The organism is Micromonospora sp. Utrum1, assembly GCF_057197805.1.
The window spans coordinates 3,624,292-3,644,781 of the sequence record NZ_CM170071.1 but is presented as its reverse complement, the minus strand read 5'-3'; the positions used below and the strand labels follow the sequence as shown (position 1 = coordinate 3,644,781).

The 20,490-nt window shown below is 70.0% G+C and carries 14 protein-coding genes and 2 pseudogenes; 10 read left to right on the top strand and 6 right to left on the bottom strand.

Translation table 11 applies throughout. From position 1 onward, the window contains the following. Positions 1–59 precede the first annotated feature (59 nt). Complete coding sequence (locus tag AC0OLQ_RS17195; RefSeq protein ID WP_484532186.1) at positions 60–1,568, top strand: sugar ABC transporter ATP-binding protein; 1,509 nt, start codon at positions 60–62, stop codon at positions 1,566–1,568. Positions 1,569–1,940: 372 nt separating this feature from the next. Here AC0OLQ_RS17195 and AC0OLQ_RS17190 read toward each other — a convergent pair. After that, positions 1,941–2,660: pseudogene (locus AC0OLQ_RS17190) on the bottom strand (IS6 family transposase). A gap of 695 nt (positions 2,661–3,355) precedes the next feature. Between AC0OLQ_RS17190 and AC0OLQ_RS17185 the strand changes: the two are divergent. From AC0OLQ_RS17185 to AC0OLQ_RS17145, 9 genes and pseudogenes are all read left to right on the top strand, one after another. Beyond that, positions 3,356–4,384 (top strand): cupin domain-containing protein, encoded by a 1,029-nt coding sequence (locus AC0OLQ_RS17185; RefSeq protein ID WP_484532185.1) that lies wholly within the window; start codon positions 3,356–3,358, stop codon positions 4,382–4,384. Between the two features lie 164 nt (positions 4,385–4,548). Beyond that, entirely contained in the window at positions 4,549–5,568 is a 1,020-nt protein-coding gene (locus AC0OLQ_RS17180) for an MFS transporter (RefSeq protein ID WP_484532184.1), read from the top strand. 110 nt (positions 5,569–5,678) lie between these two features. Further along, positions 5,679–6,074, top strand: a complete 396-nt coding sequence (locus AC0OLQ_RS17175; RefSeq protein WP_484532183.1) for a methyltransferase family protein — start codon at positions 5,679–5,681, stop codon at positions 6,072–6,074. A gap of 82 nt (positions 6,075–6,156) precedes the next feature. Continuing rightward, on the top strand, positions 6,157–7,224 hold the full coding sequence (locus tag AC0OLQ_RS17170) for a cupin domain-containing protein (protein WP_484532182.1): 1,068 nt from the start codon (positions 6,157–6,159) through the stop codon (positions 7,222–7,224). 14 nt (positions 7,225–7,238) lie between these two features. Beyond that, the gene (locus AC0OLQ_RS17165) at positions 7,239–8,144 is read left to right on the top strand and encodes an AAA family ATPase (RefSeq protein ID WP_484532181.1); all 906 of its coding nucleotides are present in this window, start codon (positions 7,239–7,241) and stop codon (positions 8,142–8,144) included. Next, complete coding sequence (locus AC0OLQ_RS17160; protein WP_484532180.1) at positions 8,141–9,949, top strand: thiamine pyrophosphate-binding protein; 1,809 nt, start codon at positions 8,141–8,143, stop codon at positions 9,947–9,949. Before AC0OLQ_RS17165 ends, AC0OLQ_RS17160 begins: the two co-directional genes overlap by 4 nt. Continuing rightward, positions 9,946–11,402, top strand: a pseudogene (locus tag AC0OLQ_RS17155) (aldehyde dehydrogenase family protein). Before AC0OLQ_RS17160 ends, AC0OLQ_RS17155 begins: the two are co-directional and overlap by 4 nt. Then, positions 11,396–12,052, top strand: a complete 657-nt coding sequence (locus AC0OLQ_RS17150; protein ID WP_484532179.1) for an isochorismatase family protein — start codon at positions 11,396–11,398, stop codon at positions 12,050–12,052. The pseudogene AC0OLQ_RS17155 and the gene AC0OLQ_RS17150 overlap by 7 nt, the downstream one beginning before the upstream one ends. 10 nt (positions 12,053–12,062) lie before the next feature. After that, positions 12,063–13,826 (top strand): thiamine pyrophosphate-binding protein, encoded by a 1,764-nt coding sequence (locus tag AC0OLQ_RS17145; RefSeq protein ID WP_484532178.1) that lies wholly within the window; start codon positions 12,063–12,065, stop codon positions 13,824–13,826. A gap of 98 nt (positions 13,827–13,924) precedes the next feature. Here the strand turns inward: AC0OLQ_RS17145 and AC0OLQ_RS17140 are convergent, their stop codons facing one another. From AC0OLQ_RS17140 to AC0OLQ_RS17120, 5 genes are all read right to left on the bottom strand, one after another. After that, the gene (locus tag AC0OLQ_RS17140; protein ID WP_484532177.1) at positions 13,925–15,217 is read right to left on the bottom strand and encodes an MFS transporter; all 1,293 of its coding nucleotides are present in this window, start codon (positions 15,215–15,217) and stop codon (positions 13,925–13,927) included. 9 nt (positions 15,218–15,226) lie between these two features. Beyond that, positions 15,227–16,372, bottom strand: coding sequence for an ABC transporter ATP-binding protein (locus AC0OLQ_RS17135; protein WP_484532176.1), 1,146 nt, complete (start codon positions 16,370–16,372; stop codon positions 15,227–15,229). Positions 16,373–16,395: 23 nt separating this feature from the next. After that, entirely contained in the window at positions 16,396–18,129 is a 1,734-nt protein-coding gene (locus AC0OLQ_RS17130; RefSeq protein WP_484532175.1) for an ABC transporter permease, read from the bottom strand. A gap of 75 nt (positions 18,130–18,204) precedes the next feature. Further along, positions 18,205–19,341: an ABC transporter substrate-binding protein gene (locus tag AC0OLQ_RS17125; RefSeq protein ID WP_484532174.1), complete on the bottom strand. Its 1,137-nt coding sequence runs from the start codon at positions 19,339–19,341 to the stop codon at positions 18,205–18,207. Further along, a complete protein-coding gene (locus AC0OLQ_RS17120; protein WP_484532173.1) occupies positions 19,338–20,471 on the bottom strand; it encodes an ABC transporter substrate-binding protein in 1,134 nt (377 codons plus the stop codon). Before AC0OLQ_RS17120 ends, AC0OLQ_RS17125 begins: the two co-directional genes overlap by 4 nt. Positions 20,472–20,490: the final 19 nt, after the last annotated feature.

Below are 20,490 nucleotides of genomic sequence, written 5' to 3'. Positions count from 1 at the left end.
CACCCGCCGTGCGCAATCATTCGCCTCAGCCGACTCGCCGGCCGCTACGAGGAGGCACCGTGGCAGGCAGCAGCACCGTGATCGAAGCCGCGGGCGTGGTCCGCGACTTCCCCGGCACACGCGCCCTCGACCACGTCTCGTTCACGCTCCGGCGGGGCGAGGTGCACGCCATCCTCGGCGAGAACGGCGCCGGCAAGTCGACGCTGGTCAAGGTGCTCTGCGGCATCGACCGACCGGACGCCGGGGTGCTGCGGCTGCACGGCACGCCGGTACGGTTCTCCTCCCCCCGCGACGCCGAGCGCGCCGGGATAGGCGCGGTCCATCAGGAGGCCAATCTCGTTCCCCAGATGAGCGTCGTCCGCAACCTGTTCCTGGGCCGCGAACCGCGCCACCGGCTCGGCCTGATCAACGTCGCGCGGATGAACGCCCGGGCGCGCGACGTCATGGCCGACTGCGGCCTGCGGATCGACGTACGACGGCCCCTCGAGTCGTTCGACGCCGGAATCCAGCAGTTGGTCGCGGTGGCCCGCGCGGTCGCCACCGGCACCTCGGTGATCGTCCTCGACGAGCCCACCGCCGGCCTGGACGACGACCAGTCCGAACGGCTGCTCAGCATGCTCGACACGCTGCGCGACCAGGGCCGGTCGATCGTCTACGTCAGCCACCGTCTCACTGAGATCGAGCGGATCTGCGACCGGGCCACCGTGCTGCGCGACGGCCGAGTGGTACACACCGGCCCCCTCGCCGGCCTCGACCGGATGCGACTCGTGTCGCTGATGCTCGGCCACCGGGTGACGCTCGGGACGACCACGAGCGGCGGCGCATCAGCCGTCGAGCCCGCCGACCCGCCGATCCTGCAGGCCACCGGCCTCACCCGCCGCCACGTGCTCGGCGGCGTGTCGATCAACCTCCGACCGGGCGAGGTCGTCGGCCTCAGCGGCCTGCTGGGCGCCGGTCGCAGCGAGACGGCGAAGGCGATCGCCGGCGCGATGCCGCTGGACGCCGGGCAGGTGACCGTCTCCGGCGCCCGCCTGCGCCAGCGCTCGATCGCCGGCGCCGTCCGAGCCGGAGTGGGACTGCTGCCGCAGAACCGTACGACCGAGGGCATCATCGCCTCACTGTCGGTCCGCGACAACATCGCGCTCGCCGCACTCCCCCGACTCTCCCGCGCCGGCATCGTCTCCGAGGCCCGGCTCGACCGGATCGTCGAGACCTTCATGCGGCGGCTACGGATCAAGGCGACCAGCCCGCACCAGCCGGTCGGGGAACTTTCCGGCGGCAACCAGCAGAAGGTGCTGCTGGCACGCTGGCTCGCCACCCACCCCCGGGTCCTGATGCTCGACGAACCCACCCGCGGCATCGACATCGGCACCAAGTCCGAAGTGCAGGCCCTCATCGACGACCTCGCGGTGGACGGGCTGGCGGTCATGCTGATCTCCTCCGACCTGGAGGAACTCGTCGGTTCCTGCGACCGCGTCCTGGTGCTGCGCGACGGCGCCGTCGCCGGTCAGCTGACCGGCCCGAACGTCAGCGAGAAGAACATCATGGCGCTGCTCGCGGCGACGTGACCGCCGACGACGACGCCGAGACTCAGGCCGCGACTCTCTCGCAGTGATTGCGGGGCAGGACGAACACAGCCGGCCGGGCGGGGCCGGCGAACCTCTGTCGATCCCGGCTTTCGTACGCGCGATTCTCCAAGCGAAACACCAGCGGCGGGCCGCTGCGGACGCACGGCTCACCGGCCGGGCACCAGGCGGCGGCACATCCCCAGACGGCCCCGGGAAGACCGCACGACCACACCGACGGCCGCGAGGGCTGGCGACCGGGCAGGCGTACGCGCCGCACCGGCGGCCGGCGCCGACCGGGAAACTCATGAGCGGATCCGGCTCTGTTGCGTTGCCGGTTCGGTGTGCGCGTTGTACCCGGTATCGGGTTCGGAGTCAGACCGCTCGGGCGAGTTCGGTGAACGCAGCGGCGATGCGTCGTACCGGTGGAACCTCGACGGCGATCTCGTAATAGCCGCGTCGCAGGTTCTGCATGAAGGCGTGGCCGGCGATGATCACTCGTGCTGTCTGGTCCGTTCGTAGTCCGCGCATCGACCGCAGCCGGTGTTTCAGCCGGCTGTGATCGGCCTCGATCGGATTGTTCGCGTACGTTTCGACGTGGTGCCATGCCTGGGGAATCAGCTCATCGAGCACTCTGGGGTAGACCGGCGCGGCGTCGGTGACGACCTCGCTCGGTGTCACCTTCATCGTCGACAGCGCCCTTCGGAAGAACTGCCGAGCCGCATCAGCGTCCCGTCGAGGGGAGACGAGCACGTCGATGACCTGCCCGTACTGGTCGACCGCTCGGTACACGTACCGCCACACCCCGTTGACCTTCACGTACGTTTCGTCCACGAACCACCGGTCACCCGTCGAGTGGCGGGCAAACCGGGCGGCGTCGGCCAGCAGCGGCATGAACCGCTGGACCCACCGGTAGACCGTGACGTGATCGACCCGGACCCCGCGTTCAACCAGCAACTCTTCGACATCGCGGTAGGACAGGTTGAACCGCAGGTATCAGCGGACCGCGACGACGATCACCTCGGGTGGAAAGCGAAAGCCAGCGAACGCCGACTTCGGCGGCTGCCACGGGCGAGAACGAGTCGACGCCTTCACAGCTCAAGTCTGCCTCGATCTTGCCGACGCTCAATGCAACAGAGCCCGCCCGCCTACATCGCCGCAGGTCAGAGCGCTCTTCTCCGCCCGGCTTCGTTGACCACTTCCGGCGCGGTGACCACTTCGCCAAGCTGCACCCAATCGGCACCCACCTGCAAGGCCGAGCGATCCAGCGGCTCCTTACCGCGCTGACCGTTGGATACTCCCCTGCCAGGCGACATAGCAAGCCGTCGACTGCTGCTCAATACGGCTGAGCACTCCGTGTGAAACAGGACGCTGCACCGCTTCTCATCAGGAAACATTAGACCGCAGGTGAGGCGGGTGCCGTTGGATGCAGTTGAGCGCCGTTGGGTGCAGTCGAGCGCCGTTCAGTGCAACGCGCTGCTCCCAGCCTTGCTCCCCGTCGGGCGGGTAGATGGGGCTCCGTCCCGCTGGCCGACCGGCCGCCTCTGTCGGCGGGTTCGGGTCTGCAGCGCGACGGCCCTTCGCCCGCGGGCACCGGTGGTCGGCCTTGCGCAGCCTTGCCTGCGGTTCAGTAAAGGTTATACCATTAACGGACGCTCGACTGCCTAGGGACGGAGCCCCAACCCGGTCGGGCCGCGGAACTGACGAGCCGCCTGGCTGGATCGGTGTGACTGATCCGAGCGGGTTGGTGCCCGCTGGCGCAGGCGCCATCAGCGAGAACCGGAGGACCAATGGGCAAGAGCGGCCGCGTGTTCGTACGTGGTTTAACGTCGCAGACCTACGGGCTTAACGAGTTCCGGCACCGGCAACTGGCGGTCGACCGGGTACGCGACGACAGCGTCGTCGTCGACGACGCTAAGGTCGCGCACTCGGGCGACAGCGCGAAGAGTCGGACCTGGTGGCGCATCGGCCCAGGCGACGAGGACTTCCTCACTCAGACTATTCAGGTGCACTTCGTCGAACTGCCCCCCGAGTCGTCGAACCACGGGCATGGCCACCAGAACGAGGCAGCCTTCTACATCCTGGAGGGGCGCGGGTACGAGATCCACGACGACCAGCGCTACGACTGGAGCAAGGGCGACCTGGTCTTCGTGCACACAGACTCGGTGCACCGGCACTTCAACCCGTACTCCGAGCGTGCGCTCGCGCTCGTCGTCAAAGCGAAGTGCACCTGGATGTTCATGGGCCTCATCCAGCAGGGGCGCTCCGGGCCGGTCGAGAACGAGGAACGTTTCGGCCCGCGCGAGGACTGGTCGCGTATCTGGACCCCGGGTGTCCTGGAGCGCAAGAAGGTGATCTCCCCGTCCGAGACGACGTGGGAGGACACCCCGCTCGGGCGGATCCGGGTCATGTCCTCGCCACAGCGCACCGACGCGCGCATCTTCAGCGTGGACGCCTTCGAGCTTGACATTCCCGCCGGCGGCCACAGCGGCAAGTACTGGAAGATGGCCGACGAGGTGTACTACGTGCTCGACGGCGAGGGCTACGCGTTGCAGTGGGAGGTCGAGGCGGAGATCGCCGAGAAGTACTACGCCCGGATCGCGCTGGAACCCACGCGGTACGAGATCAAGCAGGGCGACACCCTGTACGTCCCGCAGAACCACGTGTGCCAACTCTTCGCGGCGGACGGCAGGCCATTGCGGCTGTTCAACGCGCAGAACCGGGTCTTCAAGCACCTCGGGTACGACACGGTCCACTACTTCGAGCCGGCCTCCGAACGGACCCTGGACGCCGAGCAGCTGACCAGCGCCTCGGTCTGACCACACCTCGTGTGGTCGGCAGCGGCCTTGCGGCGCCTCTCGCGCGACACCATCGCGTCCGCGGGGGGGGGGGGGCCGCGGTCTTCTCCTGCTCGCTCGGCATCGCGTCCGTCGCGCTACCGCTACTGGCGCTGCGCTCCAGCTACTCACCGGTCGAGGTCGGTGTGCTCACCGCCCTCTCGGCGATCGCCCAGATGGCCACCCGGCTGATCCTCGGCGCGGCCATGCGGCTGGTCGGCGACTGGGTCCTCGTCGTCGCCGCCGCGGCCGCCCTGTTCCTCTCGAACGGCTTGGTCGTCGCGTCGGCCGCCCTCGTTCCGTTCACCCTGGCCGAAGTGCTGCAGGGCTTCGCTCGCGCCTGTTTCTGGACCGGTAGTCAGACCCACGTCGGTGCGGAACGACGCACCCGCCGTCGGCGCGCTCGCGACGATCAACTTCGTCTCCAGTATCGGACTGCTCGCCGGACCCGTCCTCGCCGGGCTGCTGGTGGAGCGTTCGCCGCGAGCGGCGCTCGGGGTGGGCGCGGCGATCGCTGCGGTTGCCGTGGTGCCAGCGCTGGCGATCGACCGGCTACCCCCCTTCCGCCCGCCACCGGACAGTCCCCCGGAAGGATCTGGCGTCGCCCGGGCGTGGACGTCGGCTGCTGGGCCGGCGTGAGTGCGGGCGCGTGGCGAGGGCTGCTCTCCAGCTACGTTCCGGTGGCGCTCGACGCCGCCCGACAGCCCGGCTCCACCATCGGCGTCCTCGTGTCGGTCGCCAACGGCGCGTCGGTCGTGGGCTCCGCGCTCGTTGCCCGGGTGCGCGATCGCTGGATGGTGCGCTCCTTCGTGCTCGGCACCCTCGCCACGGGGGCCTCCACCGGCCTGGTGGCCCTGGCCGCCGACACCTGGTGGGCCGCCGGCGCGCTGCTGGCGGTGTCCGGGCTCGGCGCGGGCGTGCTGCAGACCATCGGCCCCGCCATCGCCACCGACTCGGTGCATCCCGAAGAGCGCGGCGACGCGATCGCGACGGCCGGAGCATTCCGGGCGGCGGCGTTGTTCGCCGCCCCGCTCGTGGTGGCGAGCGCGCTCGCGGTCATTCCGCTCACCGCCGCGATGGGGTTGGCGGCTGCGCTCATCACCGCCGGCACGGCTGTCGTACGCGTCCGATCCCCCGCCTCTTCCCACTCCGGAGGTCCCCCATGAGAATGTCCGTGTCGTCCACATCCACCCGTACCTTTGTGATCTGGCCCCTGGTAGTCGGCGTCGAACAGGCGCTGAGCCGTCGGCGGTTACGGGCCACCGGCCTGCCCCTCATGGCCGCGGGATACGCCGCCTACCGGCTCGCCGGCGCCTACCGGCTGTCCAGGGCGGGCGGGCCCCCCGGGATGTCGCAGGGCATGCCGGCGCGCCTCGTCGAGGACGGGCCGTACCGCTGGACGCGCAACCCGATGTACGGCGGCCACCTGCTCTTCCTGAGCGGGCTGGCACTCACGTCCCGGTCGCCGCTCGCCGCCGGTCTGGTCGGCTGGCACCTGAGGTGGTTCGCCGAGCGGGTCCGCAAGGACGAGAAGCGCTTGCGCGAGCGGTTCGGTGGAGCGTTCGACGACTACTGCGCACGGACGTCGCGGTGGATCCCCCGGCCGCCCGAGGCGGTGCGGCCGCTTCCCGGGGGTCCGCGCTTCCATGGCCGCCACGGCGAAGAGCGGTAGACCGTCACCCATGAATGCCCTTGTGCAAGCCACGCCGAACTGACAGAGTACAGCCAATGGTTAGTCCATTGGAGGTACACTCGTGACGACCCGGACGACGACAGGCGTCAGCCATTACCACGTCCAGAAGACCCGGCGCGCCAACTTCCTGGAAGACTGGCGGCAGAACCACCGGGACGTCGTCGCCCACGACGACGTGGTCATGCGTCCCAACGAGCGGGGCAGCCGGGTCGGTGTCTATGTCGGCGTGGACGGGGATCGTCCAACCCGCACGATGGACGCCCTGGTCCACGAGTTCGACCCGGGGACGACCACCACCGTCCACCGTCACTCCTGGGACGCGATGGTCCTGGTCGTAGCAGGCTGGGGCTGGACCGAGATCGACGGCGAGCGCATCGAGTGGGGTCCCGGCGACTCGCTGCACATCCCCGCCTGGTCCTGGCACCGGTCCGGCAACGACGGCACGGGGACCGCCCGCTACCTGACCTTCTCGAGTGAGCCCATGCTCGACACGATGGGCATGTCCATCCTGGAGGACGTCGGCCACACCCCCTGCGCCGAACTGCCGGGACGCCCGGCCTACACCCTCCATCTGCAGGGGGACGACGCGTACGCGCGCCGGGTCCGCCGTCTCGGCCGCGAACAGCAGTCCCGCCGGGCCGGCCGACTGCACACCAGCTGGGACGACCTGGAGATGGTCAACACCCCGCGGGGGACCCGGACCACATTCCTGCTCGACCGCGCGATCGGCTACCAGGCGTCCGGCATCACGATGGCGATGTTCGAGATCGGCCCCGGCCGTGGGCAGTCGATGCACCGGCACCCGGGCGAGGCGTGGTTGTACGTCCTGGACGGGTCAGGACACACCTACCTGGGCACGGAGCCCGAGGGCGGCACGAACCACCGCTGGAAGAAGGGCGACCTGATCATCGTCGACCACTTCCTCTGGCACCAGCACTTCAACGACGACCCGGAGAAGACGGCGAAGGTCGTCCGGATCCACATGTTCGACAGCCTGCTGGAGACGATGCGGGCGCTCTGCGACCCACTCGTGCTCTTCGAGGAGCCGCCCACCCACCTCCGGGACCGGCAGGCCGGCGACCCGACCACCATCCAGTGGCCGGCGCTCGAACGCCCCACCTGGCCCTGAATCCGGAGCCGGGAATGGCCGACGTCCGCCTACCGCCGGGCATCACAGGTATCCACGTCCTACCCGCCGACCACCACGACGGGCCCTGGGACTCGATCATCGTGCCGCCCGGTACGAAGGAACAACTGCTCGGCACGGCGGTGCTGATACTGCGGCACGGCCGGGCGCTTCAGTCGCTGTCCGGCCCGCCGCACGGCCTGATCATGCTCTCCGGCCCGCCGGGCACCGGTAAGACGACGCTGTGTCAGGGGCTGGCCCAGGCCGCCGCGATGGCGGTCGCCCGGCGGGGGGCGACAACCTTCGTCGAGGTGGACCCGCACGCCTTCCCCGGCGAGCTGCTCGGCGAGAGCCAGCGGGCGGTGCGTCGGCTGTTCACCGAGACGTTGCCCGAACTTGCCGCGCGTCGCCCCCACACCATTGTTCTGGTTGACGAGGTGGAGGCGCTCGCCGTACGCCGCAGCACGGCTTCCTTCGAGACCAATCCGGTGGACGTGCACCGGGCCACCGACGCGGTGCTCGCCGGGCTCGACGCGCTGCGGGCGACGTGCCCGCACGTCCTCCTGCTGGCCACGACGAACTTCAGCGCAGCCGTCGACGAGGCCTTCCTGTCCCGCGCCGACCTCGTGCTGGAACTCGACCTGCCGGACGAGGAGGTGCTCTCCCGGATCATCGGGTCGTCGCTGGCTGAGCTCGCCGCGCTCTGGCCCCCGTTGCGGCACCTGGCCGACGACTCAGCCCTGCACGGAAAACTCGCCGGCCGGTGCGTGGGCTTCGACGGCCGGCGCGCCCGCAAGGTGGTCCTCGCGTCGGTGGCCCGGCGGCCCGGGCTGGCCGCGGACCCCGCACAGCTGACGGCGGAGGACCTGTTCGCCGCCGTCGAGGCGGCGGCGGGGCCGGGCACAGTGGTGGGCCAGCGGTGACCCCGGTCGTGGATCCCGGCCTTGGCGAGGCGGGCGGCGTTGTGGAGCGCCCGACCGGGCTGACCGAGGGGCGGGGGCCTGCTGCGTGGGGCAGCGACGTGGTCGTCGACGTGCTGCGCGCGCTCGAGGTGCCGTACCTGCCGATGAATCCGGGCTCGTCCTTCCGCGGGCTGCACGACTCCGTGGTGAACCACGGCGGGAATGTCACCCCGCAACTCCTGCTCTGCCTACACGAGGAGATCGCCGTGGCACTCGCGCACGGCTGGTCGAAGGCGACCGGGCAGCTCGGGGTCGCCGCCGTGCACGACCTGGTCGGCCTCATGCACGGATCCATGGCGGTGTACAACGCGTGGTGCGATCGGGCTCCTCTGCTGCTGCTCGGCGGAAGCGGTCCGGCCGATCCCGCGCGGCGCCGGCCGGTGGACTGGATCCACTCGGCGACGACTCAGGCGCAGCTGGTACGGGACTTCGTGGTCTGGGACGCCGAACCCATGACCGCGGCCGCGTTCACGGCCGACGTCCTACGCGCCCGGCAGCGGGCGATGTCGGCACCGCGGGGACCGGCGTACGTCTCCCTGGACGCCGGCGTCCAGGAGGAACGGCTCGACCGGCCGGTGCCGGTGCCAGATCCCATGCGGCACGCCCCCGCCCCCGCCTTCGCGCCGGATCCGGAAGCCCTGGACCGGGCGGCGGGCGTGCTCGCGCGAGCCCGGCGCCCGGTCGTGGTGGCCGGGCGGATCGCCCTCGACCCCGCGGCCACCGCTCCCCTCGCCGCGCTGGTCCAGCTGCTCGGCGCGGCCTACCACGACGACCGGAACTGGTCGGCGCTGCCCACCGGCCACCCGCAGAACTGCACGGGGGACCGCAGCGTCCTGGATGAGGCGGACGTCGTCCTCGCCGTCGACGTCGTCGACCTGGCGGCCCTGCTGCGTGTCGCGGGACGCGGGGCACGGGGCGCGGGGCAGGAGCTTCGCGCTGACGGCCCGACCGTCGTCGACCTGTCGCACGGCGACCTGGGACTGCGGGCCTGGAGCAACGCCTTCGCGACACCAGTGCCCCGGGACGTCCAGCTGCTGAGCGACCCGCTGCTCGGGCTGCGGCTGCTGCACGCGGCCCTCGCGGAGCGGGTGGACCCGGCCGCGGCGACGGCCCGGCGGGCGGAGGTCACCACCCGCGCCGCCCGACTGCGGCAACGGCAGCGCGAGCAGGTCGGAGCGCGCTGGGCCGACCGGCGGATCGCGCCGGCCCGGCTGGTGGGCGAGACGTGGCAGGCGGTACGCGACGTGGACCATCTGCTCTGCCTGCGCAACACCAGGACCTGGCCGGAGGGGTTGTGGCAGCTACCCGGGGCCGGCTCGTACCTCGGACACTCCGGTGGCGGCGGCGTCGGCTACGGGCCGGGTGCGTTCGTCGGCGGCGCCCTCGCCGCCCGGGACCGCGGCCAACTCGGCGTCGGAATCATCGGGGACGGAGACCTGCTCATGGCCTCCGGCGCCCTGTGGACCGCCGCCCATTACCGGGTGCCGGCGCTGCTCGTCGTCAACGACAACAGCTCGTTCTACAACGACGAGCCACATCAGGCCGAGGTGGCGCGCCAGCGCCGCCGCCCGGTCGAGAACAGCTGGATCGGCATGCGCATCGCCGACCCTGCGGTGGACATCGCCGGGCTCGCCCGGTCGTACGGGTGCTGGGCCACCGGCCCGGTCGAGGATCCGGACGACCTGGGGCCGGCCCTGCGCCGCGCGCTTCTCGCCGCGCAGGAAGGGGCCACGGCAGTCGTCCACGCCCGGGTGGCACCCCGATGAGCGAGCGCAGCGCCCCCGTACCGCACCGGCTGATGCACATCGGCGGGGCGTGGGTCGACGCGCCGGCCGGCGGTCGCATCGAGGCGGTCGACCCGACCAGCGAGGAACTCATTGCGACGGTTCCTGACGGCGACGCCGAGGACGTCGACGCCGCCGTCGCCGCCGCCCGGGCCGCCGCCGCGGACTGGCGGGACCTGGGCTGGGCCGGGCGCGCTTCGCTACTGAGGGAACTCGCATCCCGCATCGACGGCGAGGCGGAGCAGTTGGCTCGCCTCGACGTACGTGACGGCGGCCTTCCGCTCGCCGGAATGCGCAGCGACGTCGCGGGTGCGGTCGCCGAGATCCTCTACTACGCCGGCATCGCGCCGCAGACGAATGGCAGCACGGCCCCGCCCACCCGCGACACCCTCTCGTACACGCTGCGCGAGCCGTACGGGGTCGTCGCGCGGATCGTGCCGGTCAACCATCCGTTCAAGTTCGCCGCCGGCAAGGTGGCGGCGCCGCTGGCCGTCGGCAACACCGTCGTCCTCAAGCCCGGTGAGCAGACCTCGCTCTCCGCCCTCGAGTTCGCGCGCATCGCCGCGGACGTGCTCCCGCCCGGCGTGCTCAACGTCGTCACCGGCCGGGGTACGACCGCCGGTGCCGCACTCGTCGCCCATCCCGAGGTGCACCGCGTGGCGTTCACCGGCTCCGTCCCCTCCGGACGTGCCGTGCTCTCGGCGCGGCCGAGGCTGTGAAGCACATCAGCCTCGAACTCGGCGGGAAGAACCCAATCATCGTCTTCCCCGACGTGGACGTGGTGCGGGCCGCGCACGCGGCGGTCGCCGGCATGAACATCGCCCGCTGCACCGGCCAGTCCTGCGGATCGACCTCGAGGCTGTTCGTCCACGCCGACATCGCGGACCAGTTCCTGGAGGCCCTCGTCGCGCGCCTGTCCGCGCTGCGCATAGGCGACCCGATGGACCCGCTCACCGAGGTCGGGCCGCTCGCGTTTTGGACGCACTACGAGCGGGTCCGCGGCTACCTCAAGACGGCACTGCGGGAGGGGGCGACGGTCGCGCACGGCGGGGGCCGTCCCGACGGACTGGCGCGCTGCTTCTTCATCGAACCCACGGTGCTGACCTACCTCGCCGACGGGATGACCGCGGTCCGCGAGGAGATCTTCGGCCCGGTCATGTCGATGCTCACCTGGCGCGACGTGGACGAGGTGGTCCGCCGCGCCAACGCCACGCCGCTCGGCCTGACGGCCAACGTGTGGACCCGGGACGTGACCGCCGCGCACCGCACCGCCGCCGCCCTCGAGACGGGGTACGTCTATGTCAACGGCACCGGCCGGCGTCCCACGGGCACCCCGTTCGGCGGCTGGACGAGCAGCGGGTTGGGCAAGGAAAACTCGCTGGAGGACCTGCTGTCCTACACCCGTGAGAAGACTGTGACGGTGACGCTGTGGTGAACCACGGCCAGGTGGTGCCCGGCCGGCAGGACGAGGAGCTCCTGGATCCGGCCCGCACCGCCCTCGTCGTCTTCGACCTGCTCGAGCACTACCGGGCGGCGGCCCAGGAATCGGCCGTCATCGGTCCCGTGCGCGGTCTCGTGGACGGGTGCCGGTCGCGCGGCGCGGTGGTCGCGTGGGCCCGAGCCGACCACCGGGCCGACGGGGCCGACTTCGCCCGAACGCTCGCCGACGTGGACAACCAGCACCGTCCGTTCGGGGTGGACAACCCGAGGCCGGTGCGCCCGCCGCACGGCTCCGGCTCGCCGATGTACCGCACCCTGGCCGAACTCGGACAGCGTCCGGAGGACTACGACATCCCGAAACACCGGTGGTCGGCGTTCCACGGAACCCATCTCGACGCGTCCCTGCGAGCCCGCGATGTTGACACGGTCCTCATCGTCGGGGGCTCGACCCACGTCGGCATCGCGTCAACCGTGTACGCCGCCCGCGACATGGACTATCAGGTCGTGGTGGTCAGCGACGGGCTCACGGGCCGGCAGCCGCAACGCGACTTCTTTGTGGAGCAGGTGTTCCCACGGGTGTGCCGGGTGCGAACCGTCGACCAGGTCCTCGCGGCTATGGACCGTACGTGGTCCGCCACGAACTGAGGAGGCAAAATTGACCAACTTCGCCCCGTACGACGAGCCGGTCTGGGGTTCCGACGCGATGGTCGACGTACTACGCCGGCTCGGACTGAAATACGTGGCCCTCAACCCCGGCTCGTCGTTCCGCGGGCTGCACGACTCGCTGGTCAACTACGGCGGCGACGAGGTCACGATTATCGAGTGCCCGCACGAGAAGATCGCCATGGGCGTGGCGCACGGCTACGCGAAGACGACCGGCGAGCCGATGGCGGTGATCCTGCACGACCTGGTCGGGCTCCTGCACGGCACCATGGGCGTCTACTACGCCTACATCGACCGGACGCCGGTCCTCGTCCTCGGCGGCTCCGGCCCCGCCGACCATGCCAGGCGGCGGCCGAACATCGACTGGATCCACTCGGCCAATGTGCAGGGCGAGGCGGTACGCGCCTACACCAAGTGGGACCACGAGCCCCGCTCGCTGGCGTCCGTGCCGACCGTCCTCGCGCGCGCCCACCGGATCGCCAGGGAGGAACCCCGCGGCCCGGTCTACGTCGCGCTCGACGCCGGTCTGCAGGAGGACCCGATCGCCGATCCCGTGCCCCTGGACGACCTGCCCCGACTGGCCGCGGTGCCCTCACCCATCGCCCCGGACCCCGACGCCATGAGCTCGCTCGCCGAGCGGCTCTGCGCGGCGCGCCGGCCGGTGATGGTGCTCGGCTACCCGGGGCGCCATCCCGGCTCCTTCGACGTTCTCGTCGACCTCGCCGAGGAGGTCGGGATCGGCGCGGTCGAGACGCACTGGCGGTTGAACTTCCCGAATCGCCACGAACTCAACGTGACCGGGTCGGAGGCGATCGAGGGCGCAGACTGCGTCCTCTTCGTCGACGTGAAGGACATGGGCAAGGCCAGCCAGCGTCTCGAGTCGACGACCCGCCGGATCACCTCCCGCCTCGCGGCCGGCTGCACCGTGCTCGACCTCGGCTTCAACGACGTGGGCATCTCCTCGTGGAGCGAGGACTACGCGGAACTCGTGCCGACTGATCTGCAGGTGACGGCGGACACCACGGTGGCGCTGCCCCTGCTGCTGGCCGAATGCCGGCGCATACTGGGCGGCGAGTCGCCGGAGCGCCGGGCCGAGCGGGCGGACTGGCGCGAACGGTTGTCGGCGATGCATCGCTCCACGTGGGACCGATGGCGACGCAAGGCCGACCAGGCGGCGGATCGCTCCCCCGTGTCGACCTCCCGGCTCGCCGCGGACGTATGGGAGGTCGTCCGCGACCACGACTGGGTGCTCACTGCGGGTACGGCCGCCGAGTGGGCGCTGCGTACCTGGGACTTCGACCGGCCGTACCGGCACCCGGGCCGCCAGCTGGGCACCGCCACCCAGATCGGCATCTCGCTGGGGGTCGCGCTCGCCCACAAGGGCACCGGTCGGCTCGTGGTGGACCTGCAGCCGGACGGTGATCTGATGTTCGACGTGGGTGCCCTCTGGGTGGCGAGCCGCTACCAGCTCCCGCTGCTCGTGGTCATGTTCAACAACCGTGCCTACTACAACGACTGGGAACACCAGGAGCGGCTGGCGCGGCAGCGCGGCACCCCGATGGAGCGGGCGAGCATCGGGATGGCGATCGACGCCCCGGCTCCGGACTTCGCCGCGATCGCGCGCGGGTTCGGCTGGTGGGCCGACGGTCCGATGACCGACCCGGCCCGGGTCCGGGACGCCGTACGCAAAGCGGCCGACCACGTGCTCGGCACCGGCCGGCCGGCCCTCGTCGACGTGGTGTGCCAACCCAAGTGAGGTGCTGCCGGGCACCGGCACTGGTCCGGTGCCCGGCAGCGGGACGCCGGCAGATGTACCGGGGGGCGGGTCGACATCTGCCGGCGAGCGGGAGTGGGTCAGCTGCTACCCGGCGTGGCCTGCGGAGCCGGTGCCTCGCGCGCCGGCTCGGGCGCATCGTGGACCGCTTCGTCCTCCGACACCACCCCGGTGTAGGACCGCACCACGTTCTCTCGCGACCAGAACGAGCCCGCGACGATGAGGGGGCCGAACGCGCCCACGGTGAGGGCCACCACCGGTCCGACCAGGCCGGCGAAGGCTCCGACGACGACGTCCCCGATCGCCGGCCCACCCCGTGAGGACATCTGGTAGAAGGCGGTGACCCGGCCCCGCAACTCGTCCGGGGTGTCGATCTGGACCGCGGCGTGGCGGATGGTGGTCGCCATCGCGTCGAAGGCACCGAGCAACCCGGCGGCGAGGACGGCCAGGCCGAACACCGGAGAGTGGGCCAGCAGCAGCGCCGCCACGCCGTACAGCGCGGTGGACACCAGGAGCACCTTGCCCTGCCGGCGGCTGCGCTCGACCGTGCGGAACACCGAGTACGTGGCCAGCAGCGCGCCGGCGGACGGCGCCGCGGACAGCACGCCGTACCCGGTCGCGCCGACGTGCAGGACGTCCACCGCGAGCGCAGGCAGGAGCACCCGGTAGGCGCTGAACACCGTCGCCGACAGGTCCAGCGCCATGAGGTTGTAGATCAGCGGCCGGTGGGCGATGTACCGCGCCCCTTCGACGATCGAGCCCAGCACGGAGCGACGCTCCGCGGACGGCTGCAGGACCGGGATGCGCAGCATCGCGAGGATCGCCACGAGCAGGCCGTACGACGCCGCGTCGACCACGTACATCAGGCCCGGTCCACCAGCCGCGATCAGCAGGCCGGCCATCAGCGGCCCGACCAGGATCGCCAGCTCCCGCGAGGGGTTGAGCAGGGCGATCGCCTGGGCGATCTGGTTCTTGGGCACCAGGGCCGGGATCAGCGCCTGCCGGGCCGGCTGGTCGAACGTCGCCGCCGCGGTGGTCAGCACCACGGAGAGGACCACGTGCCAGGCCTGCGCCCGGTCGGTGAGCGTCAGCCAGGCGAGGACCACGGCGACGAGCATCGCCACGGCCTGTGCCGCCTGCAGCAGGCGGCGGCGGTCCGCTCGGTCGGCCAGCGCCCCACCGAGCGGGCTCAGCACCAGCAGCGCGACCGCCTGCGCGGCACCGACCAGGCCGGTGTACGCGATCGAGTCGGTGAGCTGGTAGACCTGGTAGAGGTTGGCCGCTACCGTGCCGCGGGTGCCGATCTGCGAGAGGACGACACCGGTCCAGTAGAGGTTGAAGTCGCGGTTGCGCAGCACCTGGGGCAGGCTCATCGGGATACCTCAGCCAACCGGCACCAGCGTCAGCTTGCTGGGATCCATCCGGAGGTAGACCTCGGTCCCCGGTTCGATCGACACCGCCGGGTTGCCGCGTGCGCGGATCTCGTGCTTGCCGACGGCGACCACATGGTCGACGGCCTCGCCGAGGAACGCACGGGTCAGCACCGTGCCCGTCCACTCGTTCGGCACCTCACCCGCTCGGGACGTGACGCCGACCTCCACCGCCTCCGGCCGGATCGAAACGACCACCTCCGTACCGACCGGGATCGACGCGGCCGAGTCGAGCAGGAGGCGTCCGTCGGCCGTGTCGACGACAAAGCGGTCGTTCTCCCGCGCCGACACGGTGCCGGCGATGAAGTTCGAGGTGCCGATGAACTCGGCGACAAACCGGCAGTTGGGGTTCTCGTAGATCTCGCGGGGGCGCCCGAGCTGCATCACGTTGCCGCCCCTCATCACCGCGATCGAGGTACTGAGGACCAACGCCTCCACCTGGTCGTGCGTGACGTACACGGAGGTTATCCCGAGTTCCCGCTGCAGCCGCTTGAGCTCGTACCGCAGGGATTCCCGCAGCTTGGCGTCGAGGTTGGACAGCGGCTCGTCCAGCAGCAGCAGCGGGGGCTCGATGACCAGGGCGCGGGCGAGGGCGAGCCGCTGCTGCTGCCCGCCGGAGAGCTTGGTCGCCTGGCGATCGGCGAGGTCGGCCAGTTCCATCGTCTGGAGCACCCGCATGACCCGCTCGGCGATCTCCTTCTTGCCGGGCCGGTCCGCGCGCTTTCTCACCTGCAGCGGGAAGGCGACGTTGTTGAAGACCGACATGTGCGGCCAGATGGCGTAGGACTGGAAGACCATGCCCAGGCCCCGTTCATTCGCGGGGACGTTCACCGTCTTTGCGCCCGAGCCGTCGGCGAAGAGAACCCGTCCGCCGACCTCGATTGTCCCGGAGTCGGGCCGTTCGAGGCCGGCGACGGAGCGCAGGGTGGTCGTCTTCCCGCAGCCCGACGGCCCGAGCAGGGTAAACAGGGAGCCGTCCTCGACGTCGAAGCTGATGTCGTTGACGGCGAAGACCCGGGCCGATTCGGCACCCGCGGCTCGCGACCGTCGCCGCCGTTCTCCGTCGAAGGTCTTCACAAGGTTCTTGACACAGAGCACTTTGCCCTCCTGGCAGCGGCGGATCAGTCCTGCTTGAGGCCGACTTTGGCACCGAGCTTGTACGCGACGGTGACGAGGACGACGAGGGTGAGCACCATGACGACGCCGAGCGCCGACAGGACGGTGAACTGCCCGTTTTCGTACTGTTCGAAGATGAGGATGGAGAGCACCTCGTTGCCGGGGCTGTAGAGCAGGATCGAGCTCGACAACTCGCGGAACGAGACCACGAGGATGTAGATCCAGCCCGCCAGCAGACCTGGCGACAGCAGCGGAAGCAGCACCCGGCGGAACGTCTGCCACCAGCTGGCGCCGCTGACCTGGGCCGACTCCTCCAGCTCCGCGGAGATCTGCTGCATCGACGTGACCGCGTAGCGCATGCCGTAGGGCATGTAGCGGGTGCAGTAGGCGATGAGCAGGATGAACAGCGTTCCGTAGATCGGGATGGGGCTGCGCAGGTAGACGAACGAGAGCGCAAGTCCGAGGACGAGGCCGGGGATCACCAGCGGCACGAAGGCGAGCTGGTCGACGAACTGCCGGCCGGGAATTCGCGACCGTACGACGATCCAGGCGCCGATGGCCATGGCGGCCATCACCAGGGTGGCCGAGCTCAGGCCGAGGTAGACGGAGTTCCTCAGCGCCGTCATCGCCTGGGACAGGTGCAGCAGCTGGCGATAGTTGTCCAGCGACATCGACTTGAACGCCGCGGCCGATGGCGGCTGGTAGAACTTGAGGAACGAGGTGTACAGGAGCACGAGCAGCGGCCCGACCACAGTGAAGAAGAAGTACGCGAGGATCGCGGCTCCCATCACCGGCCGCCACCGGCCGAGCTCCATCGGGCGGGGCCGGAATCCCTTACCGGTCACGGTCTGGAAGCTCTTCCCGGACCGGCCCGCGAGGTTGGAGATCGCCACCCCGATCATCGCGAGCACCAGCAGCCCGACCGCCAGCGCGCCGGCCGCCCCGAGGTCCGGCGGATACGTCCGCAGGACGAAGTAGATGCGGCTGGTGAAGACGTAGATGCCGTTCTGCAGACCGAGCAGCGCCGGCACCTCGAAGCTCTCCAGGCTGCGCACCGTCATGATGAGCACCGCGGCGATGATCGCCGGACGGGTCAGCGGCACAGTGATCCTGCGGAAGACCTGCAACCGGGTGGCCCCGCTCATCAGCGCCGACTCCTCCAGCGAGGGGTCCATGGCGCGGAACGCGGCCACCATCAGGAGGAACACGATCGGCGACAGGTGCAGGCCCTCGACCCAGATCATCCCCCAGACGGTGAAGATGTCGAGGACGATGCCGTGCCCGAAGATCGGCTCGATCACCTTGTTCAGGAGGCCGATGTCCGGGCTGGCCAGGAAGATCCAGGCGATGGTGTACAGAATGCCGGGAATGATCAACGGAATGATGGACGCGGCGAAGAACAACGCCTTGAACGGCACGTCCGTGCGGACGTTGAGGTAGGCCAGCGAGGTGCCGACGAAGAGGGCGAGGACGGCCGCCCCGATCGCGAACCACAGCGAGTTCGCGACCAAGCCGCCGATTCGCCCGTCGCCGTACGCGCGGGCGAAGCCGCCCAGGCTGAAGCCGTTGGCGTCGAAGAAGGTGCCCCAGAGCAGGTAGTAGAGGGGCACGAGAGCCAGATAGCCGATGACTCCGACGACTGCGACGATGATGAGCAGCTTCGGAGTTGGCCACCACCGGCGCGCTCGTCGGATCTCCGGCTTCGTGGCCGGCAAGGCTGGTGATGCCGTGGTGGTCATGCCCTCACCCTTCCTGGAGCCTGTCTACCGGATCAGGCGGGCGGCGGCGCCGACTGCGCCGCCGCCCGCGATCAGCTACTTGTCCTTGACCTGCTCGCCGTTGGACACGACCTTCTCGTAGCGTTTGCTCCACTCGTCGCCGTGCTCGACCAGCGTCTTCACGTCCACCGGGACGATCTCCACGCCCTTGAGCGGGTCGTTGCTCTCGACGATGGCCGGCGTCAGTCCCTCGTCCACCAGGAGCTTCTGCCCCTCTTCGAGCAGCCAGTCAGCGAAGAGCATCGCGGCCGCCGGGTGCTGGGCGGTCTTCATCAGTCCGACGCCGTTGGGGCGGGCGATCACGGGCTGCACGAAGGGCAGGTAGTCGACCGGTGCGCCCTTCTTCTTCGCGCGCTCCACGATGTAGGAGTAGTTCGAGGCGACCACCGAGAACTGCCCGGCCGACAGGAGCTCGCCCTGGACGGTGTGCCCCTTGGCGATCTTCGCCCCCTGAGCCATCGCGGCGAAGAGTCGGTCGATCTCCTCATCGCTCTTGCCCTGCTTCTTCCAGTAGCCGTAGAGCGTGAGGTACCAGTCGTAGTCGGCCAGCTCCATGGAGAGCTTGCCGTCCCACTTCGGGTCGGCGAGATCCTCCCACGTCTTGGGCTGCTGCCCGGCGGGGACGAGCTTGGTGTTCCAGCTCGGCGCGAAGAGGTTGAACCGGGTCGCGGTCCACCCCTCGAACCGTCCCGCCTCCGGCACGAGATCGCGCCGCTCGCCCTTGTACTCGGCCAGGAAGTGCTCCTTGTTCAACGCGAAGAGTTCGTTCGCGTTGGTCTCGACCACGTCGTTGCCCCGGAAGTTGGCACCCTGCTCCTGCAGGATCCGCTGCAGCACCGTCTCCGATCCGGCCCGGTAGACGTTGACGTCGATGCCGAACTTGTCACTGAACTCCCCGGTCACGGCGTCGGCGACATCGCTGGTCATCGAGGTGTAGAGGTCGAGCTTGCCTTCCTTCTCCGCGAGCTCGACGAGCTTGTCCCGCCGCTGCTTGCCGGAGAGTCCGGCGATCTCGGCGTAGACCTTCTCCGCGGCCGTCGGCCCGTCGCTACCGCCGGCCTTCGGACCGCCCGCCGTGGGCGAGCCGCCGCAGCCACCGACGAGGGTGAGCGCGATGCCGGCCGCGAGCACGCACGCCAGTCTTCCCCGGCGCCAGAGTCCTACGGTTTTCATTTGATCTCCTGCCCAGCCTCGAGGATTTCGGCGTACAGGCTGTCCCACTTCTTGGCGTTGTCGAGCAGTTCCTGCTCGGGCACGGCGACGACCTTCAGGCCGGCCAGCGGGTCCTTGCCGGTGGGAATCGACCCGATACGGAAGGCGTCCGCGAGGATCTTCTGCCCCTCGGTGAGCTCCCAGTCCGCGAAGAGCACCGCGGCAGCCGGGTTGGTGGCCGTCTTCATCAGCGCCACGCCGTTCGGGCGAACGAGGATCGGCTGGACCGGGACACCCGAGGCGGGGTGCCAGGTCACCGGCGCGCCCTTGTCGGCAGCCTTATCCACGGTGTGGCTGTAAGACGAGACCGTCACGCCGAACTGGCCGGCGGAGAGCAGTTCACCCTGAGTCGTGTGACCCTTGGCGACCTTGGAGTTGGCGGCGATCTTCGTGACGAGGTCCTTGACCTCAGCCTCGGACTTGCCCTGGTCCTGGTAGTACTTGTACAGGCCGGCGAACCAGTCGACGTCGCCGACCTCCATCGAGACCTGACCCTTCCACTTCGGGTCGGCCAGCTCTTCGAAGGACTTCGGCTCCTGGCCGGGCTTGACCCGGTTCGTGTTCCAGCCGACGACGAAGACGTTGAACCGGGAGGCGGTCCAGCCCTCGGCCTGGCCCTCCTTGCGGACCTTGTCGCGCAGCTCGCCCTTGTAGGGGTAGAGCTTTCCCTCCTTGTTCAGGATGTTGAGTTCGCCGGCGTTGGTGTCGACGAAGTCGTTGCCGAGGTAGTTCGCCTGCTGCTCCTGCAGGATCCGCTGGAGGACCGATTCCGAGTTCCCCCGGTAGACGCTCACGTCGATGTCGTACGTGTCCTCGAACCCCTCGACCAACTTGTCCATGTCGGTGTTGGAGGTGTAGATCGAGAGCTTGCCTTCCTTCTCGGCAAGCTCGACGAGGGTCTTGCGCCGCTCTTCCCCGGTGAGGCCGTTGATGCGGTCGTAGACCTCCTGCGCCTTCGCCGCGGTCTGCTTTGCCGCGTCGTTGCCGCGGGCGGACCCGTTGTCGGAGGCCGTGGGCGATCCGCCGCAGGCCGCAAGGAGGAGGGCGGCGGCCGTGATGGCCACCGATCTGACGATTACGTGGTGTCGCATCGCTGCTCTCCTGCGAGCT